This window comes from Streptomyces diacarni (assembly GCF_003323715.1).
Lineage (GTDB): Bacteria > Actinomycetota > Actinomycetes > Streptomycetales > Streptomycetaceae > Streptomyces > Streptomyces diacarni.
Genome location: NZ_QOIN01000024.1, coordinates 1 through 19,060, shown reverse-complemented (window position 1 = coordinate 19,060; position 19,060 = coordinate 1). Strand labels below are relative to the sequence as shown.

Below are 19,060 nucleotides of genomic sequence, written 5' to 3'. Positions count from 1 at the left end.
ACCATCGTGAAAGCCGTCTCGCGCACGGCCCAATGGGTCGCCGCCGCGCGCGCATTGGAGTCCGAGCGCCCGGACGCCCTGTTCGACGACCCCTACGCGCGCTCCCTCGCCGGTTCTGCCGGGTTCGAGATCATCGACCGGTTGAACACCCCGATCAGCAACGTCTACTTCGCCATCCGCACCGCGTACCTGGACCGTGTGGTGCTGGAGGCCACGGCGGACGGTCCGATCCGGCAAGTGGTGCTCATGGCCGCCGGTATGGACACCCGCGCCCTCCGGCTCCCGCTGCCCGCAGGGCTGACCGTCTACGAGCTCGACCACACCGAACTGCTCGACATCAAGGAGGAACTGCTCTCCGGCGCCGCACCCGCCGGCGGCGTGACCCGCGTACCCGTTCCCGTCGACCTGGCAGAGCCGTGGCCGGAGGCGCTGAAGGACGCGGGCTTCCGCCCCGGCTGTCCCACGGTGTGGGTGACCGAGGGGCTCCTCTACTACCTGCCCGAGGACGCGGCGCACCGACTGCTGACGGAGAGCTGCGCCCTGTCCGGTCCGGGCAGCCTGCTCACCGGGGACCTGCTCAACCAAGCGGCCATCACCGACCAGAAGGCCCGTCCGTTCATCAAGGGCTTGGCCGAAGGTGGCTCCCCCTGGCAGTTCGGCGTGGACCGCCCCGAAGAACTGCTGGCCTCCCACGGCTGGCAGCCGGTGGATGTCATACAGCCGGGTGAGGACGGCACGGGGCGGTGGCCGCTGCCGGTGGTACCCCGCGACAAACCAGACGCCCCGACGGACTTCCTGTTCACCGCCCGCACCACGGACCCCCTGCCTGGGCCACCCCGTGACACCTGACGACTTGCGACCCGACCGGCTACGTCGAACTCGCGGCTCTCGGGGGGCCTCTATGTCTTTCGTCAAGCGGCGCGCGGCGTTTTGGGTTCGTAAAAGGTGCTGTCGCCGAGCATCGCGGCAGCACACTGGTGCGGTGGCGGGCCAGGCGAAGGGGGCTCGGGCATGGTCTTTCCGAAGACCGCGCCACGCCACCCGCTCGGCGAGCGGACCATCTCCGCGAGGGCCTGCCCCGGCACCAGCCAGGTCGCAACTGAGGGGGGGGCGGGACTCAGGAAGGGGTGCACGCCTCGGCGATCGATACGCTGTTCTCGTAGAGGTGATGCCGGGTGATCCGGCCCTCCTCGACGGTGAGGCGCAGCGCGAAGGGGCCCTCGAAGGACTTCCCCGTCGCGCGCACGGTCCCCGAGAGGTACCCCATCAGGACGGCGTCGGTGCCGTCGACGAGGAACGTGTCGACGGAGGCCCGTGCGTCCTCGGCCACCGTGTGCTCGGCCAGCTCCGTGAACTGGGCGGCGCATTCGGCTCCGGCCGAGCGCGGCCGGATCCACGGGACGGCGGGGTTCTCGGCGAGTAGCCAGTCGACGTCGTCCGCGAAGAGCGCGACGAGCCGCTCGACGTCCCCGGCCATCCGGGCGGCGAGGAACTCCTGGACGACGTGGCGGGTGGTATCGGTGACGGAACTCGCGGTGCGGTCAGCGGACTTGGTGGCCATGGTTGCTCCTCGCGCCTTAGGTGCCGGAACCCTCGTCGGGATCTCGTTGACATGTGACACGCTGCCGCAGCAGGGGAGCGTGGTCGATTACGTCAGAGGTAATGGCCGGGTGGAGGGCTTCTACGTCCCGCGTCAAGCCCGAGTTGGTCGTGCGACGGCCGCTTCGGGAGTGCGTGGTTCGTAGAAGGTGCCGTCGCGGAGCATGGCGAAGAGCCCGCTGATGCGGTGGCGCGGGGTCGTACAGGGCGGCGGTGGGGAAGCCGGTGCCGTCGCCGACGGTGACCAACAGTACGGCGGCGGTCCTGACCGCGCCCCCCGGCATCGAGGTCAGGACCTTGGGGAGAGGGTGGTCCTCCAGCAGGGCCTTGATCTGGTTTTCCAGGGCCCGGCGCTGTTCGTGGACCGCGGCGAGCGAGCGGGCCGGCGAGGGCATGACCACATCGAGGGTGCCGGTGCCCGGGACGACGACGGTCTGTTCATCGAGGGCGTTGGAGATGTCGTCGATCAGCCGGGCGGCCATGCGCGGGGCCTCGGGCCGCATCACCTCGGTGAGCTCCAGCGAGCGCAGGGTGTGCGGCATGGTGCGGGCCGCGCCCGCGATCACGGCGGCGTCGGGGGCTCAGGTCGGCCCTGGGCGCCGTAGCCCCTGGAGCAGCAGCGTGATCAGTCGGCGGGGGGCGTAGCGGGGGTCGTCGTCGTGTCCGATGCACAGGTTGCCGATGCCCCGCAGTAGTTCGTAGGGGTGCGTGCCGGAGCGGATCTCGTCGGCCCCGGCTGCGGCGTCGAGCAGTTGCGTGGCAACGGGGAGCAGGCGGTCGAGGAAGTAGGCGTGCAGAGGGGCGAAGCGGCTGCTGTCCGACTGCAGTGCCTGGGCGAGGCCGTGCTTGGTGACCAGGAGGTCGACGAACAGGTCGACCCACCGGTGCAGCGCGGCGAACGGGGAGTCGGCGTCGGCGAGGAGTCTCGGTCCGGCTTGGGCGCACTCCTCGATCTGGTGGTGGAAGACGGCCACGACGAGGTCGGAGCGGGTCGGGAAGTGCCGGTAGATCGTTCCCACGCCCATGCCCGCCTTGGCCGCGATCTGGCGGATCGGTGCGTCGACGCCCGCGCTCGCGAACACCTCGGCCGCGGCGGCCAGCAGTTTCTCCTGGTTGCGCTGGGCGTCGGCCCGCATGCGCCGGGGGGCCGGCCGCTCGTCTGACTCCTCTGTGGTGGGCACCGCGCTCTCCTTCCCGTTGTGGGCGAACCCAGGCGGAACATTACTCCGCTTGCGAACCGGAACAGTGCTCCGTAAAGTAAATGGAGCACTGTTCCGGTTGTCGGTGGCGGCAACCGGGCACTCCCCGTGCTCCTCCATGGACCGTCCGCACATCGAAGGGAACGACGCAGCATGCCCGCATCGATCACCTCACCCGCCCGCGACACCGCCCCGACCCTGTCCTACAGCCCCCTGGTACTCCGGGTGCCCGGGCGCCCCGCGGACCTGACGTTGCGGGTCACCGCGCCCGCGACCGGGGACGACCTGCCCGTCATCCTGCTCTCGCACGGTCACGGGGGCTCCCTCAGCCTCTCCTCGGAGGACGGCTACATGCCGATCGCCCAGCGCTGGGCGTCGGCCGGATTCGTCGTCATCCAGCCCACCCACCTCAGCTCCCGCCGACTCGGCCACCTGTGGGAGACCACCCCCGGGGCACCGCTGTTCTGGCGCTCGCGCGCCGAGGACATGATCCACATCCTCGACCGCCTCGACGAGGTCGAGAAGAGCGTGCCGCTGCTCGACGGGCGCCTCAGCCGCGAGGACATCGCGGTCGCCGGACACTCCCTGGGCGGCGCCACGGCTGAGGTGCTGCTGGGGGCGGAGATCACCGACCCCGACACCGGGGAGCGGGTGAGCTACCTCGAACCGCGCATCAAGGAGGGGATTCTTTTTGCCGCGCCCGGCCGGGGCGGTGACACGCTCAACGGGCCGATGGCCGACCAGATGCGGCCCTTCCGCACCGTCGACTTCTCCACGATGGCCCAGCCGGCGCTGGTCGTGGCCGGCGACCAGGACGACCCCCGGCACTTCACGGACATGGGCCCGGCCTGGTACCACGACCCCTACCACCTCGCCCCCGGTGCCAAGACCCTGTTCACCGTCTTCGGCGCGGGGCATCTGCTCGGCGGAATACAGGGGTACGACGCGGCCGAGAGCGCGCAACTGTCGGACGAGAACCCGGCACACGTCGCAGCGATCGCGCAGCTCACCGCGGCCTACCTGCGCGCGCGATTCGGCCGTGACGAGGGCGCCTGGCAGCGGGCCCGAAGCGGGCTGACGACGGGCCCTGACGCGGTCGGGCGCGTCGAGTCCAAGTAGCCGGCAGCGCTTCCCCGCACCGGCAAGGCGTGCTCCCGGGCATCGGCAAGGCGTACTCGGCACGGCATGGCGCGGCACGGCCCGGGTGCCGCCTCGCGGCTGCTGCCCCTGACGAGAGGACAAACCACGTGACACACCCTCAGCAAAAGCCCCTCGGGTCCGGATTCACACCGGCGTCGACAGCCGACGAGGTTCTCGCCGGCACGGACCTGAGCGGCCAGAACGTCATCGTCACCGCTGGGCACGCGGGCATCGGGCGCGAAGTCACCCGCGCCCTGTCCGCACGCGGTGCCTCCGTGACCGTCGGTTCCCGCAGCCCGGAGCGGGCTGGTGCGGCCGTGGCCGGGATCGACGGCGTCGAGGTCAGCCGGCTCGACCTGGCCGACCCCGCCTCGGTCGCCGCGTTCGGCGACCGGTGGAACGAGTCGGCACGGCCCCTGCACATCCTCATCAACTGCGCGGGGGTGGTGGCTCCCGAGACGAGGGAAGTGAACGCGCGCGGACACGAGTTGCAGTTCGCGGTCAACCATCTCGGCCACTTCCAGCTCACCCGCGCCCTGCTGCCCGCTTTGCGAGCGGCCCACGGCGCCCGGGTGGTCAACGTCAGCTCGGGCGCGCACCGTTTCTCCGGCATCCGCTGGGACGACCCGCACTTCGACTCCGGTGACTATGCTCCGCAGCCGGCGTACGCCCAGTCGAAGGCCGCCAACGTCCTCTTCGCAGTCGAGCTCGACCGCCGCTGGGCACAGGACGGCATTCGCGGTTACGCGGTCCATCCCGGCGTGGTGGTGGGGACGGCGCTCAACAGCGGGGCCGGGAAGGAGGGGCTGCGCGCCGCCGGGCTCGTCGACGAGGACGGCAGGCCGGTCATCGACCCGGCGGTCGGGAAGAAGACGGTGCAGCAAGGCGCGGCGACCGTCGTGTTCGGCGCTGTGAGCCCGCTTCTCGCCGACATCGGCGGCGTCTACCTGAAGGACAGCGATGTGGCACCGCTGGACGACGAGCATCGGCCGCTGACGGCGGACAGCATCCCGGCGGACGCGGCGTCACACTCGCTCGACCCGCAAAACGCCCTCCGGCTCTGGGAACTGAGCGAGCGGCTGCTCGACTCCTGACGGCGCCACACGCCGGCCTCCGGGTACCGGGGGCCGGGCCCCGACCCGCACCCGGGACCCTGCGGAAAGCCGCAGGGTCCCGGGTGCGGGAAGCCGTACACGCACGACGGTTCTCCGCATGCCGGTGCTGAGCCGCGATTTCTAGCGTGGTCATCGAACCGCGGCACCGGCCCGCGGCGAGCGCTTCGTACCTGGAGACTTCGAATGGACCACGTCACCCTCGCGTTGCCGCAGGAGCCAGCCGGCGGCATCGCCGGCTGGGCAGCCGACCTGGTGGATGCCATGGGGGCACCCGGCGCCGGCCTCGCTGTCGCTCTGGAGAACCTCTTCCCGCCGCTGCCCAGCGAGATCATCCTGCCGCTGACCGGCTTCGCCGCGGGGCAGGGTGTCGTCACTGTCTTCGCGGCCCTGTTCTGGACCACTCTCGGCTCCGTGGTGGGTGCCACGGTCCTCTACTGGATCGGCGGGCTGTTCGGCCGTGCGCGCATGCACGCGCTCTGGGCGCGGCTGCCGTTGGTCAAGGCGTCCGACCTGGAGCGGACGGAGGCGTGGTTTGCCAAGCACGGCACCAAGGCCGTTCTCCTCGGCCGCATGGTGCCGATCTTCCGCAGTCTGATCTCCGTGCCGGCGGGCGTCGAGCGCATGCCACTGCCGACCTTTCTCATCCTGACCGCCCTGGGCAGCCTGATGTGGAACGCCGTACTGGTCATGTCCGGTTACTGGCTCGGCGAGCAGTGGGACACCGTCGGGGACTACGTCGGCGTGGTCAGCAAGGGTGTCCTGGTCCTGGTGGTGGCCGCACTGGTCTGCTACGTCGTGGTCCGGCTGCGCTCGCGTGGCACCGCCCGCCACCGCCGTACGCCGTGATCGCCGCCACCGCCTACGCCGTGACCGGCCCCGTCGCCGCGCGGTCCGAACGCTGGTGTTCCGCCCGCGCCGCGGGGCCGCTCCCGACGACGGGCGAGGGGCCCGGTGGACGTGGCCGCCCAGCCGCTCCCGACGACGCACCGGGTGCCTCCTCCTCGGCGGAGCGACCGGTACGCACGCGGTCAGCGACGCCGTGTGTGCACGCGGCACGTCCGCGCCCCCGGGTACCTCACGGAGCGGTGGACCCGCACAGCCGCGACAGTTCGCGGGTCAGCGTCGTGGTGAACTCCCGGGGGCTGTCCCGCAGGTAGAAGTGGCCGCCCGGGAAGATGTGGCGGGCGAAGTCGCCCTGGGTGTGGTGGCGCCAGGCGTCCGCCTCGTCGAGGGACACCCGCGGGTCGTCGTCCCCGACGAAGACGCTGACCGGGCAGTTCAGCGGGGGCCCTGCGGGGCCCGGGTAGGTTTCGATCGCCCTGTAGTCGGCCCGCAGGGCGGGCAGGAGCATCTCGCGGATCTCGGGGTCGTCGAGCAGCGCGTCGTCCGTGCCGCTGAGCCGGCGGATCTCGGCCACCAGCCCCGCGTCGTCCCTCTGGTGCACCGTCTCGACGGTGTGGATGGACGGCGCACGGCGGCCGGAGGCGATCAGCCCGAGCGGCGATCCGGTTCCCGACGCTTCCATGCGCGTGGCCACCTCGAAGGCGACGATCGCGCCCATGCTGTGGCCGAGGAGGATGAGGGGGAGGCCGGGCAGGCCCTGGCGCAGTACCGGGTAGACGGCGTCGGCCAGCTCCTCGACGGTGGTCAGGCACGGTTCGGTGCGCCTGTCCTGGCGGCCCGGGTACTGGATGGCGTAGGCCTCGACCGTGGCGGGCAGCGAGTCCGCGAACGGGAAGAAGAAGTTCGCCGACCCTCCGGCGTGCGGGAGGCAGACCAGCCGGGCACGGGCGTCCGCCGAGCGGGTCAGCCGGCGCAGCCACAGATCGGTTCTGAGGTCGGCCGGGGTGCGGTGGGGCCGGCTGCCGGATGCCGTTGTCATGCGGTACTCCGTGGAAGTCGTGTGGTGGTGTGGTGCGGTCGGGGGCGCGGCAACAGCGCAGCGGCCGCCGCAGGCGCGGCCCCGGTGCCTGTGCCGCGGGCCTGTGCCGCCGACCTGTGCGGCCGGTCGGCGCCGCCGGCCGGCGGCGCGTGGTCACCCGGGCACGAAGACGCGGGAGTCGTCACCGACCAGCAGCTTGTGGCAGCCCGGGTCGGTGGAGTCCCGCCTGATGTCCGCGGCCTTGCCGATGATCGAGCCCCGCAGTTTGTGCACGCCCTGCACGGTGGACCGGTCGAGCAGGACGGAGTCCGCCACGTCCGAGGCCTCGATCCGGCAGTGCGCGCCGACGGCCGAGTACGGCCCCACACGGCAGTTCACGAGTGTGCTGTGCCGGCCGATGATCGCCGGGCCTTCGACGACGGATGCCCGGAGCGTGGCGCCTTCCTCGACGACCACAGGGCCGAGCAGCCGACTGTGTTCGTCGACGGATCCTCCGACGGCGGGCGTGAGCGCCTGGAGCAGCACCTTGTTGCACGCCAGCAGATCGGTGAGGGTGCCGGTGTCCGCCCAATAACGGGAGAAGTGGTGGGCGGTGACCGTGCGGCCCCGGCTCACGAGCCACTGCACGGCGTCGGTGATCTCCAGCTCGCCACGGGCGCTGGGCCCGATGGCGCGCACCGCCTCGTGGATCTCGGAGGTGAACACGTACGCGCCCGTGATCGCCAGGTCGCTGCGGGGGTGCTCCGGCTTCTCCTGGAGCGCGATCACGCGGCCTTCGGCGTCGAGTTCGGCGATCCCGTACTGGCCGGGGTCGGTGACCTTCCTGACGGCGAGCTGTGCCGTGGGGCGCCGGGCGCGGAACGCGTCGAGGGTGTCGGTGATGCCTCCTTGGAAGATGTTGTCCCCGAGGTACATCGTGAAGTCGTCGTCGCCGAGGAAGTCGCGGGCGATCAGCACGCAGTGGGCCAGGCCCCGGGGCGCGTCCTGGGCGATGCAGGTGACGCGGGCGTCGAACCCGGGCCGCTCGCGCACCGCCCGGCTGACCGGTCCGTCGGCCTCGCCGACGATGAGGCCGATGTCGTCGATCCCTGCGGCGGTGAGTGCGTCGAGGGCGTGGAAGAGCACGGGTTTGCCCGCTACGGGGACGAGTTGCTTGGGCGTGGTGTGACTGAAAGGGCGCAGCCTGGAGCCGGCGCCGCCGGAGAGCACGAGGGCCTTCACATGCACCTCTCAGAGCAGCTTGTCGAGGGAGGCGGCGACCGCTGCCGGTGAGGGCTGCGCGGCGATCTCACGGCTCAGCCGGTCGGCCGACTCCCGCACCGCGGTGTCGGAGAGCGCGTGCTCGAAGACCGGCCGGAGGGTCTCGGCCGCGGTGTCTGAGGTGTCGGCCACGATGCCGGCCCCGGTGTCCGCCACCATGCGGGAGATCTCCGCCCGGTCCACGGTGGTGGGCATCAGCACCTGGGGGACGCCCAGCGCCGCGGCCGTCAGCATCGTGCCGGAGCCGCACTGGTGGATGATCGCGTCACAGGTGGGCAGCAGCGCGTGCAGGGGCAGCCCTTCGACGATCCGCACGCGCTCGGGGGAGGCGGCGGGCTCGACGAGTGCGCGGTCGGCGCCACGGACCACGACGACGGTCTCGACGTCGAGCTTCTCCAGGCCCGCGAGGATCTCGGGCACCAGGAAGTTGTGCGTCCCGACCATCTCGGTGTGCGTCGATCCCCATGTGACGCAGACCCGCGGCCGTGCGGGCGGCTCGGCGAGCCACGCGGGCGCGGTGCCGGGCCCGTTGTAGGGCACGTAGCGGATCGGCATCCGGCCGGGGATGCCGGGGGCCTGGAGGCTGTCGGGGCAGGGGTCGACGACCGCGGTCGAGTACCGGTCCTGCGGCTGGAGGCCGTAGCTCTCGAAGAGCCGCCGCAGGTCGTCGGGCCAGGGGAGGCCGCCGCCGCGTACGCCGCCGAAACCGACCTTGTCGTTGACCTCGGGCGCCCACATGTGGTGCACGAGCGGTACGGAGACGGTCTTGGCCAGCAGGGGCGCGGCGAGGACGAGCGGGTCGGCGACGATGAGGTCGGGCTGCCAGCTCCGTGCCAGCGGGACCAGGTCCTCGATCATGGCCTCGGCGCTCTTGAGGAACGGGTCGCTCCTGAGCTGGACGAGCCGCCGGCGCTCCTCGGGCGTGCGCTCGGTGCCGGCCCGGTGGCCGCCTGTCGCCTCGATGAGCCGCCCGAGTTCGGTGAGCGCCTCCTTCCAGTGCTCCACGAAGTCGTACCGCTCACCGACGGGGGTGACGGTCATACCGGACTGCTCGATCGCCGCGAACGCGTGCTGCTGGCCGGCGATCCGCACCTCGTGGCCGGCCGATCGGCACGCCCAGGCGAGGGGCACCAGGTGGAGGTAGTGCGTCGACAGGCCGAGCGGGATGAACAGGATCCGCATGCGTGTCTCTCCTAACTGACGTGGTGTCGGCCCGTTGCGCCGGTGCCGCCGCTCGGCCGCTCCTGCGCGGCGGAGGAACTGCCCCCGGCGGCTTCGGCGGTGGTGCCCTCGGCGGCGCCGAGCGCCTCGACCTCCGCGACGTACCGGTCGATGGCCCGCTTGTAGTAGGTGTCGCCGAAGCCCAGCTCGTCGATCTCGGGGACCAGCCGCCGGAGTTTGTCCAGCGAGACCAGGCACACCGACGCGTCGCCCTCGACGACCTGCTTCTCCAGGATGGGCAGCTGGAGCCGCTCGGACATGTGCTCGATGATCGCTTCGGGTGGCACGGTCACGCCCGAGGCGACGTTCACCACCTCGCCGTCGACGCCCGCGGTCAGCAGGCGGTCCACGATCGTCATGGCGTCGGAGACGTGGATGATGTCCCGGGACGAGCCCCGGTGTATGCGCACCTTGCGGGAGCTGACCGCGCCGAGCAGCGCGGGCATGAGCTGGTGCGAGGACTGGTGCACACCGAAGGCGTGGCTCAGCCGGATGACGAGGTGGCGCACGCCGGACGCCCGGATGACGGTCTCCAGCAGCAGCTTGTTGCGGCCGTGCGCGTTGCCCGGGAACACCGGGTCGTCCTCGCGTCCCCGGCAGCCGCGGGTCGCGTCGTACATGCCCGCGCTCGCGGTCGAGAAGTACAGCAGAAGCTGGTCCTTCTCCTGGCAGCGCCGGATCGTCTCGTACACCAGATCGGCTTCGCGCTGGTAGTCGTCCGCGCTCACGCCGTCCACCTGGGACACCCCGGACGCCAGTGCGACCACGTGCGGATGTCTGTGCTCCATGGACCCCAGGTGCCGCGCGATGAAACCGCGACCGATGATTTCCACTAGCTTGTCTCCTTTGCGCCGTTCACAGGCGGATGGCGGTGCGCAGCGCTCGATTACGGATGTCGTCGACCAGAGCCGCCTGACGCCTCAGCTCCTCGCCGTGCGCGGTCATCGACGCCCCCTCCCGCACGGCCCGTGCGAACGCACGCATGAGCTGTGCGGGCTGGTCGTCGCGGGTCAGCGGCAGCTCCCGGGTGTCGTTGCCACGCCGCACGTGCAGCGTGGGCCGGAACGAGGGGGGAGGAGTGAAGGCCCTCTCCAGGGTCAGCGCCCCGTCGCTGCCCCACAGCGCGTAGGAGGAGCGGTACGACGTCTCGAAGCTGAACGAGAGCTGTGCGGGCACGCCGCTGCCGGAGCACAGCAGTGCGGCGCCACCGAGGTCCACACCGCGAGCCGTGTCCATCCGCAGCGTGCTTCCCTGCACCGTGAGGTCCTCACCGAGGAACATGCGGGCCGCCCGCACGGTGTAGACGCCGACGTCGAGAAGCGCGCCGCCGCCGAGGTCCGCCTCGTGGCGCACGTCGCCCGGCGGGCGGGGTGGGATGCCGAAGGCCGCGGTGAAGAACCGCGGCTCGCCGATGCCGCCCTCGTCCACGAACTCGCGCACCTGCGCGTGCTGCCCGTGGTGCGGGAACTGGAAGCCGTCCGTCAGCCAGCGCCGCCGCCGTACCGCCACCTCGACCAGGTCCTCCGTCTGGGCGAGCCCCGTGGTGAGCGGCTTCTCCACCAGCACGTGTTTTCCGGCCTCCAGAGCCCGGCGCGCCCACGTGTGGTGCAGGCCGGTCGGCAGCGCGATGTAGACGGCGTCGACGTCGTGGCGCTCCAGTACCTTCTCGTACCCCTCGACGGGCTCACCGCCGAACTCCTCGGCGTACCGTGCCGCCTTCGCGCCGTCGCGGCTCCCGAGGACGGTGAGGTGGACCTCGTCGGTGCGGCGGACGGCCGGCAGTGTGTTGCGCCAGGCGAACTCGGCGCAGCCCAGCACGGCCAGTCGCAGGGGCGGGGGTGTCGCGGTCTCGGCGTTCACGGGGCGTCACATCACCACAGGGAGTGCACGCAGGCGAGCAGACTGCGTGCTTCGACGGTGAGGTAGTGGCTGTGCCGCACCAGCTCCGTGAGCTGCTGCACTGTCAGCCAGCAGTAGTCCTCGGGCACGTCAGGCGGGAAGTCGTCACCCACTTCGATCACCTGGTACCGGGTCTCGGCGTGCAGGAATCGGCCGCCCTCCTCTGACATCACGGTGTCGAAGCGGACCTGCGCGGGGTCCGCGCCGGAGACGTGGCTGTGGAAGGGCTCGGGGCCGCAGGACAGCATCGTGTCGAAGGCCGGCGGGCGCCGCACCGTCGGACCGATCTCGACGCGGCCCAGCAGCCCCGGCTCGGGACGCGCGCGTACGAGCAGGTGGACGACGCCGCCGACCCGCTTGGCCACGAACACGGCAAGGCCCTGCCGCCGGGGCTCCAGCAGCGGCTGGGTCCAGCGCGTCACCTCGCGGTTGCCCGCCCGCACGCCGCGTGCCACGATCGCGAAGTCGCGCTCCTCGTCGTCCGCCAGCGCGTCCGCCGTGCGGGAGAACCCGGTCACCTCGTCGAGCGGAACCAGCCGGGAGGTCCACGCCGTGCGCGTCTTCATCTCGGTCAGCCAGCTCACGACGTCGGTCAGCGTGTGCAGGGCCTCCGCCTCAGGCTCGCCCCCCGCGTCGTCGCCGACCGGCCCGTACGAGCGCAGCAGCGCCGCACGGAAGGGGTCCTCCACGGGGAGCAGCGCCTTCGGCGGGCGGGCCAGCGGCAGACAGCCCAGCACCGTACGGGTGTTCATGTTGACGAGGTTTTCGCACCGCATCAGCTGCCACACCTGGCTCAGCGGCAGCCACACGAAGTCCTCGTGCAGCGGAACGTCCCCGGTGGCCTCGACGACCATGTTCCGGTTCTGCTTGTGCCAGCACCAGAAGCCCTGCTCGGACTGGAGCACGTCGACCAGCACCCGCCCGCGGCCCGGCCCGCGGAAGTGCTCCAGATAGCGGGTCTGCGCACCACCGTGCACCCGGGTGTAGTTGCTCCGCGTCGCCTGGACCGTGGGCGACAGCTGCAGGGTGCTGACGTTGCCGGGCTCCATCTTGGCCTGGAGCAGGCAGTGCAGCACCCCGTCGATCTCCTTGACCAGCACGCCGAGGATGCCGACCTCCGGCTGGTGGATGATCGGCTGCGACCACTGCTCACCGTCCCCCGAGTCCACGCGCATCCCGCTGACCTCGAAGAACTTGCCGCTCTCGTGCACGAGGTTGCCCGAGCCCGGTGCGAAGTACCAGCCGTTGAGCTCCGCGAACGCAAGGGGCGTCACCTCGAACACCCCGGCGCGCAGCCGCTCCGCCCACCACCGGTGGAAGTCCGCGAGAGCGGTGGGCTTGAGGTCCGTCAGAGCCGACGCGGTGAACCGGACAGCGCTGCGGTCCAGTGCGGCCATCAGCGCAGCCTCGCCATGACGAGTTGCTCCAGCACCCGGACCGCCTCCGCGGGTGACGGCTGCCGCGCGTTCTCCTCCTCGACCGCCCGCGCCGCCGCGCGCCACCGGCCCTCGTCCACCATCTCCGACGCCGCCTCGACGACGGCCGGGATGTCGATCGGCCGGGTGCGGTGCGCCACGCCCGCCCCGGCGGTGGCGATCCGCTCCGCGTTGACCACGTGAGCCGGGTCCTGCGGCATCATCACCTGCGGCGTACCCGACGTCACCACCGTCAGCGAGGTACCGCCGCCGCCGTGGTTGACCGCCGCCGCGCAGGACGGGACGACGAGCTGCAACGGCAGCTCCTCGACGATACGGACACCGTCCGGCACCTGGCCGAAGTGGGGCCGGTCCGTCGCCTTCACCGTGACGACGACCTCGGTGCCGCGTTGCGCGAGCGCCTTGGCGATCGCCGCCGCCGGGTACTCCTTCTCACCGGACGTCACCGTGTTGGTCATGCTCCAGGACACGCACACCCGCGGCCTGCCGGCCGGCTCACGCAGCCAGCCCGGCATCTGTGTCGCGCCGTTGTACGGCACGTAGCGGAAACCCACACGGTTCGCCGCCGGCCGCGTCAGCAGACTCGGCGGCGTGGGATCGACGTTGACCATGGCGGGGTCGGGGCGCGGCTCGGCTCCGAAACGCTCGAAGAGCGCCAGCAGAGAAGCGGGCCACTCGTCCACCGGGAGACCGCTGCCCAGGGCCCGGTGGAACGTCGGCAGCAGCGGGCCGGAGAGATGACGCACCAGGGGCGCGCCGGTCACCTCGGACAGCAGCGCACCGACGAACATCACCGGGTCGGTGACGATCAGGTCGGGACGCCAGCCGCGCGCCAGCCCCACCAGGTCGTCGGCGATCTCGGACGCCATGGCGACGAACGTCTCGCGCCGCAACTCCTTGAACCGCTCACGGACCTCGTCGGGCATGGACTCCAGGTCGCCGTAGTCGGCCAGGCTCTTGCCCGTCTCGCTGCGCAGCGCGTCGACCGAACCCTTGATGTTCGACAGCACGTTGGTGGGCTCGCCCACGGGCACAGCGGTCAGCCCCGAGCTGTTGACCAGACCGAGCACGGACGGCTGGGCGGCGACCCGCACGTCGTGGCCGGCCACACGGAAGGCCCACGCCAGTGGAACCATGGTGTAGAAGTGGCCAGCCGCGGCCAGCGGGACGAACAACACACGCAATGTGAACTCCACATGTGGGCTGCCACGGTTCCGGCGCGAAAAACGTCCCCTCCGTGACAGAGTTTTCTCATCCGACCTCGGCAAATGAACGGTTCCGAGGACACCAGGCAGCCCTAACCTCGCGGTAGTTCCTCGCCAACCCGCCCCTAAAATCCCGCTGACGCCCGCCCGGCGGAACCCCGCGCCGGCCCGGGCAGCCACGCGGCCCAGAAACTCCCCAGCGTTCCCTCCAGCGCTGGGTGACCGCTCGGCTGACCGGTGTGAGAACGCCGCTTTGATTGCGCGCCGAAAAGAGCGGCGCATCAGCTTTAGAGGACGCCAAGGGGCTCCTTAGCAATTGTCCTGAGGGTGGCAGAACAGCAGAGGAATGCCATGACAGCTTTCCCCGGGGCCATGCGGACCGTGCCGGCGGGGGGACAATGGAAGGTCGGCTGAACGATGACGAACGAGCGGGATTCCGCAGTGACCGGAGCCCACTGTGACGACGACGACCTCGCCATCATCGGCCTCTCCTGCCGGCTTCCGCACGCCCCCGCGCCGCACGCGTTCTGGCGGCTGCTGGCCGGTTCCGCCGAGGCCGTCTCCGACGCGCCCGCCGAGACCCTGGCCCTGCGGTACCCGCAGAACCCCGGCACGCAAGGCCCCGGCGGCGGCGCCGACGTCCGGCTCCGCCATGCCGCCCTGCTGGACCGCGTGGACGGCTTCGACGCCGACTTCTTCGGCATCTCGCCCCACGAGGCCCTCGTCATGGACCCCCAGCAGCGGCTGACACTCGAACTGGGCTGGGAGGCACTGGAGGACGCCGCCCTGCTGCCCGCCGCGCTGCACGGCAGCCGCACCGGCGTCTTCGTGGGTGCGGGCGCCGACGACTACGCCACACTGACGGCCCAGTACGGCGACGCCTCGTACACCCATCACACGATGACCGGCACCAACCGCGCCATCATCGCCAACCGGCTCTCGTACACGCTGGGCCTGCGCGGCCCCAGCCTGACCGTCGACGCCGCCCAGGCCTCGTCCCTCGTCGCGGTCCACATGGCGGCCGAGAGCCTGCGGAACGGGGAGTGCGACCTCGCCCTCGTGGGCGGCGTCAACCTGATCACCCACCCGCACAGCACCGCCAAGGCCGCCCACTTCAACGCGCTGTCACCCAACGGCCGGTGCCACACGTTCGACGCCCGCGCCGACGGCTACGTACGCGGGGAAGGCGGCGCCTTCGTGGTGCTCAAGCCCCTGGGCCGCGCACTCGCCGACCAGGACACCGTCCACGGAGTCGTCCGCGGATCGGCCGTCAACAACGACGGCGCGACGGACGGGCTGACCGTGCCAGGAGCCGAGGGCCAGCAGGACGTCCTGCGGCGTGCGTGCGAGCGCGCGCGCATCTCTCCTGACGAGGTCCAGTACGTGGAACTGCACGGCACCGGCACCCCCGTCGGCGACCCGATCGAGGCAGCCGCCCTGGGCGCCGTGTACGGAGCGGCCGAGCGGGACCACGCACTGCTCGTGGGTTCTGTCAAGACCAACATCGGCCACCTGGAGAGCGCCGCGGGCATCGCGGGACTCGTCAAGGCCACCCTGAGCATCAGGCACCGCGCGGTGCCCGCCAGCCTGAACTTCCACGAGGCGAACCCGCGCATTCCCCTGGAACGGCTCAACCTGAAGGTGCAGACCTCGCTGGGCGCGTGGCCCGCGCAGGACCGACGGCTGACGGCCGGTGTCAGCTCCTTCGGCATGGGCGGAACCAACTGCCACGTCATCGTCTCCGAGCCTCCCGCGCGTCCCGGCCATGCCGCGAGCGCACGACGGCACGCCGAGCCCGGCCGGAGCGGCGACGCAGCCGCCCGCCCTCTCGTGCCCTGGACCGTTTCCGCCCGCACGGACGCCGCCCTGCGAGCACAGGCCGCCCGGCTGCGCGACCATCTCACGGCCGCTGAGCGGCCCGGCACGCACGGGGGCGGGGCGCCGGACGGCCCGGCCGAGGCAGCCGACGTCGCGCGGATCGGCCGGGGCCTGGCGCTCACCCGCACGGCGTTCGAGTACCGCGCCGTGCTCATCGGCGCCGACCACAGCACCCTGATGCGGCAACTGGACGCCCTGGCGGACGGGCAGAGCGCCACGAGCCTCGTGCGGGGCCGGGCCGCCAACGCGCCCCGGGTCGCCGCGGTGTTCACCGGGGACGGCGGCCTGAGGGCCGACGACGTGCACGCACTGGGAGAGCAGCTGCCGGGGTTCGCGCGGGCGCTGGACGACGTGCGCGCGGAACTTGACCCGCTGCTTGTACGTCCGCTGTTCGCACCTCCGCTGCGCCCGTCGCACCCGGACACCGCCGGCTCGCTGACGGAGCGGTTCGCGGTGGAGACCGCGCTGTTCCGGCTCTTCGAGCGCTGGGGCGTGCGCCCGGACGTCGTCGCGGGACGGTCCGCGGGCGCGGTGACCGCCGCGCACGTGGCGGGCGTCCTGTCCGCGGCCGACGCGGTCACACTGATCGCCGCTTGTGAGCACTCCGAGGCGGACGGCGCCGAGGCCGCGGACGGTATGGACGATGCGGTCGGTGTCGAGGACGCGGACGGTACGGGGGACGCGGTCCGTTCGAGGAGGGGCGAGGTGGCCCGTGCGGTGGGGGAGGTTTCCTTCGCGGAGCCTCGCCTGCCGGTGCTGTGCGCGGCCACCGGGCGTGTGATCGACGCCGCCGAGCACGCGACGGCCGAGTACTGGTTGCGGAGCCTCGGGCGAGGCGCACAGAGCGGTGACCCGGAACGGGAGGCCCCGGAAAGGGAGAACCCGGAACGGGAGAGGCCGGCACCGGAGCTCGCGGGGCGCGCGGGCGAGGAGCGTCAGTGGGCCGATCTCGGCTGCACCGTACGCCTGGAACTGAGCGCCGAGGACGTGCGTGCTGTCGCGACCGACGGGCACGACGAGAACGGGTCGCTGACCGATGCGGGGACCCACGGGCCCGACGCCGAGCGGCTGCCGGCGTCCCGGGTCCTGCGGGCCGTAGGCACGCTCCACGTGCTCGGCTCCGAGGTCGACTGGAACTCTGTGCTCCCGTCACCGCCCGAGGGCGCGCTTCCCGTCACCCTGCCGACATACGCGTTCCAGCGCCGCAGCCACTGGCCCGAACTGCCCAGCGAGACGCCATTGAGGGAGGACGCGTACCAGACGTCCTCGTCCACCGCCGCACTCTCCGATGCCCACCCCTCCGCAACCGCGCAGGACGCGCCGGCGGAGCGACTGTCGGCCTGGCGGCAGCGGCTGGCCCCGCTGCCGGCCCCCGCACAGACGGAGGCCGTGCGAGAGCTGCTGCACTCCCAGATGGCCCTCGTCCTCGGCCATGTCACCCCCGCGGCCATAGACCCGGACAGGACCTTCAAGGAACTGGGCTTCGACTCGATCTCCGCCGTCCAGCTCCGCGACCGGCTGGCGGCGGCGACCGGGCTGGAGCTCCCCAGCGCGCTCACCTACAACCACCCGAACCCCGACGCCCTGGCCGAGCGGATCCGCGGCGAGCTGGTGCGAGCGGACCCTGCCCGGGAAGCCGCCGGCGCCGACGAGGGCAACGCCGCCCACGCTCGCGCCAACGGGTCCACGGCCGCGTCCGTCGCGGACGAGCCGGTCGCGATCGTCGGCATGGCCTGCCGGTTCCCCGGCGGGGTGCGCTCCCCGGAGGAGCTGTGGTGGCTCGCCGCCGAAGGCCGCGACGCCATCGGCCCCTTCCCCACCCGGCGCGGCTGGAACATCGAGGATATCTACGACCCCGCCGGGAGCACGCCCGGCAAGTCCAGCACCCGGCACGGCGGCTTCCTCTACGACGCCGACGAGTTCGACGCCGAGTTCTTCGGCATCAGCCCCCGCGAGGCGCTGGCGATGGACCCGCAGCAGCGCCTGCTGCTGGAAGCCTCGTGGGAGGCGCTGGAGCGGGCCGGAGTCGATCCCGCGTCGCTCAAGGCGACAACGGCGGGGGTGTTCAGCGGCGTCATGGCCCAGGACTACGGCCCACGCCTGCACGAGGCGGAGGACGCCCTGGGCGGCTATCTGCTGACCGGCAACACCGCCAGCGTCGCGTCGGGCCGGATCGCGTACACCCTCGGATTGCAGGGCCCGGCCGTCACGGTGGACACCGCGTGTTCCTCCTCTCTCGTCGCACTGCACCTGGCCGCGGCCGCGGTGCGGCAGGGCGAATGCTCGCTCGCCCTCGCCGGCGGAGCCACCGTGATGGCCAACCCCGGCATGTTCGTGGAGTTCAGCCAGCAGGGCGGGCTCGCACCGGACGGCCGCTGCAAGCCGTTCGCCGCCTCCGCTGACGGCACCGCCTGGGCCGAGGGCGTCGGGTTGCTCGTCCTGGAACGGTTGTCGGACGCGCAGCGGAACGGTCATCCGGTGCTGGCCGTCATCCGGGGCAGCGCCGTCAACCAGGACGGCGCGAGCAACGGTCTGACCGCTCCCAACGGCCCGTCGCAGGAGCGCGTCATACGGGCGGCGTTGGCCCATGCCCGGCTGAGCGAGTCCGATGTCGATGTCGTGGAGGCACATGGCACCGGCACCACACTCGGCGACCCGATCGAGCTGGAGGCCCTCCTCGCGAGTTACGGGCAGAACCGCCCCGCCGAGCGGCCGCTGTGGCTCGGCTCGCTGAAGTCGAACATCGGTCATACGCAGGCTGCTGCGGGTGTGGCGGGTGTGATCAAGATGGTGGAGGCGATGCGGCACGGTGTGCTGCCGCGCACGTTGCATGTGGATGAGCCCACCCCGCATGTGGACTGGTCGGCGGGTGCGGTGCGGCTGCTGACCGAGTCGACCGAGTGGCCGGAGACGGGGCGTCCCCGTCGGGCTGCGGTCTCCTCGTTCGGAATCAGCGGGACGAATGCCCACCTGATCCTCGAAGCTCCGCCCGCCCCGGCAGAGCCGACCGAGCCGGTGGTATTGGCGTTGTCGGCCGAGTCCGAGCCGGAGCTACGTCGGAACGCTGCGGAGCTTGCGGATTTTGTGGGGGCGCGTGCGGAGTATGGGCTTGCTGAGGTTGCTGGTGTGTTGGGTCGGCGTGGTGTGTTTGGTTGTCGTGCTGCGGTGGTGGGTGTGGGGCGTGGTGGTGTGGTGGGTGGTTTGCGTGCGGTTGCTGAGGGGTCTT

14 protein-coding genes and 1 pseudogene are annotated in these 19,060 nt (G+C 71.7%); 5 read left to right on the top strand and 10 right to left on the bottom strand.

What is annotated here, in order from left to right:
* Nucleotides 1–6: 6 nt before the first annotated feature.
* Nucleotides 7–849, top strand: coding sequence for a class I SAM-dependent methyltransferase (locus tag DTL70_RS01330; protein ID WP_181860725.1), 843 nt, complete (start codon nucleotides 7–9; stop codon nucleotides 847–849).
* 268 nt (nucleotides 850–1,117) lie between these two features.
* Here DTL70_RS01330 and DTL70_RS01325 read toward each other — a convergent pair whose 3' ends face one another.
* From DTL70_RS01325 to DTL70_RS01315, 3 genes and pseudogenes are all read right to left on the bottom strand, one after another.
* Nucleotides 1,118–1,561, bottom strand: coding sequence for a nuclear transport factor 2 family protein (locus DTL70_RS01325; RefSeq protein ID WP_114019955.1), 444 nt, complete (start codon nucleotides 1,559–1,561; stop codon nucleotides 1,118–1,120).
* A gap of 132 nt (nucleotides 1,562–1,693) precedes the next feature.
* Nucleotides 1,694–2,180, bottom strand: a pseudogene (locus tag DTL70_RS01320) (transposase); the annotation flags it as partial.
* Entirely contained in the window at nucleotides 2,181–2,735 is a 555-nt protein-coding gene (locus tag DTL70_RS01315; RefSeq protein ID WP_181860732.1) for a TetR/AcrR family transcriptional regulator, read from the bottom strand.
* A 216-nt stretch (nucleotides 2,736–2,951) separates the two neighbouring features.
* Between DTL70_RS01315 and DTL70_RS01310 the strand changes: the two genes are divergently transcribed.
* The 3 genes from DTL70_RS01310 to DTL70_RS01300 all read left to right on the top strand — a co-directional run bounded on the left by DTL70_RS01310 (nucleotide 2,952) and on the right by DTL70_RS01300 (nucleotide 5,899).
* On the top strand, nucleotides 2,952–3,917 hold the full coding sequence (locus DTL70_RS01310) for an alpha/beta hydrolase family protein (protein WP_114019953.1): 966 nt from the start codon (nucleotides 2,952–2,954) through the stop codon (nucleotides 3,915–3,917).
* A gap of 128 nt (nucleotides 3,918–4,045) precedes the next feature.
* A complete protein-coding gene (locus DTL70_RS01305) occupies nucleotides 4,046–5,032 on the top strand; it encodes an SDR family NAD(P)-dependent oxidoreductase (RefSeq protein ID WP_114019952.1) in 987 nt (328 codons plus the stop codon).
* Between the two features lie 204 nt (nucleotides 5,033–5,236).
* Nucleotides 5,237–5,899, top strand: a complete 663-nt coding sequence (locus DTL70_RS01300; RefSeq protein ID WP_114019951.1) for a DedA family protein — start codon at nucleotides 5,237–5,239, stop codon at nucleotides 5,897–5,899.
* A gap of 229 nt (nucleotides 5,900–6,128) precedes the next feature.
* On the opposite strand, the gene DTL70_RS01295 is transcribed toward DTL70_RS01300, so the two are convergent.
* The 7 genes from DTL70_RS01295 to DTL70_RS01265 all read right to left on the bottom strand — a co-directional run bounded on the left by DTL70_RS01295 (nucleotide 6,129) and on the right by DTL70_RS01265 (nucleotide 13,929).
* Entirely contained in the window at nucleotides 6,129–6,935 is an 807-nt protein-coding gene (locus DTL70_RS01295; RefSeq protein ID WP_114019950.1) for a thioesterase II family protein, read from the bottom strand.
* A gap of 153 nt (nucleotides 6,936–7,088) precedes the next feature.
* The gene (locus tag DTL70_RS01290) at nucleotides 7,089–8,156 is read right to left on the bottom strand and encodes a glucose-1-phosphate thymidylyltransferase (protein ID WP_114019949.1); all 1,068 of its coding nucleotides are present in this window, start codon (nucleotides 8,154–8,156) and stop codon (nucleotides 7,089–7,091) included.
* 9 nt (nucleotides 8,157–8,165) lie between these two features.
* A complete protein-coding gene (locus DTL70_RS01285) occupies nucleotides 8,166–9,377 on the bottom strand; it encodes a nucleotide disphospho-sugar-binding domain-containing protein (RefSeq protein ID WP_114019948.1) in 1,212 nt (403 codons plus the stop codon).
* Nucleotides 9,378–9,388: 11 nt separating this feature from the next.
* A complete protein-coding gene (locus tag DTL70_RS01280; protein ID WP_114019947.1) occupies nucleotides 9,389–10,249 on the bottom strand; it encodes an NAD-dependent epimerase/dehydratase family protein in 861 nt (286 codons plus the stop codon).
* A gap of 22 nt (nucleotides 10,250–10,271) precedes the next feature.
* Nucleotides 10,272–11,276 carry a Gfo/Idh/MocA family protein gene (locus DTL70_RS01275; RefSeq protein WP_114019946.1) on the bottom strand — a complete coding sequence of 335 codons (1,005 nt, stop codon included), beginning with the start codon at nucleotides 11,274–11,276 and terminating at the stop codon, nucleotides 10,272–10,274.
* Between the two features lie 11 nt (nucleotides 11,277–11,287).
* The gene (locus tag DTL70_RS01270; protein WP_114019945.1) at nucleotides 11,288–12,712 is read right to left on the bottom strand and encodes an NDP-hexose 2,3-dehydratase family protein; all 1,425 of its coding nucleotides are present in this window, start codon (nucleotides 12,710–12,712) and stop codon (nucleotides 11,288–11,290) included.
* Nucleotides 12,712–13,929 (bottom strand): nucleotide disphospho-sugar-binding domain-containing protein, encoded by a 1,218-nt coding sequence (locus DTL70_RS01265; RefSeq protein ID WP_245978905.1) that lies wholly within the window; start codon nucleotides 13,927–13,929, stop codon nucleotides 12,712–12,714. Before DTL70_RS01265 ends, DTL70_RS01270 begins: the two co-directional genes overlap by 1 nt.
* A gap of 444 nt (nucleotides 13,930–14,373) precedes the next feature.
* Between DTL70_RS01265 and DTL70_RS01260 the strand changes: the two genes are divergently transcribed.
* Nucleotides 14,374–19,060 (top strand): beta-ketoacyl synthase N-terminal-like domain-containing protein (locus tag DTL70_RS01260; RefSeq protein ID WP_281278643.1); only part of this gene is annotated, 4,687 nt, incomplete at its 3' end.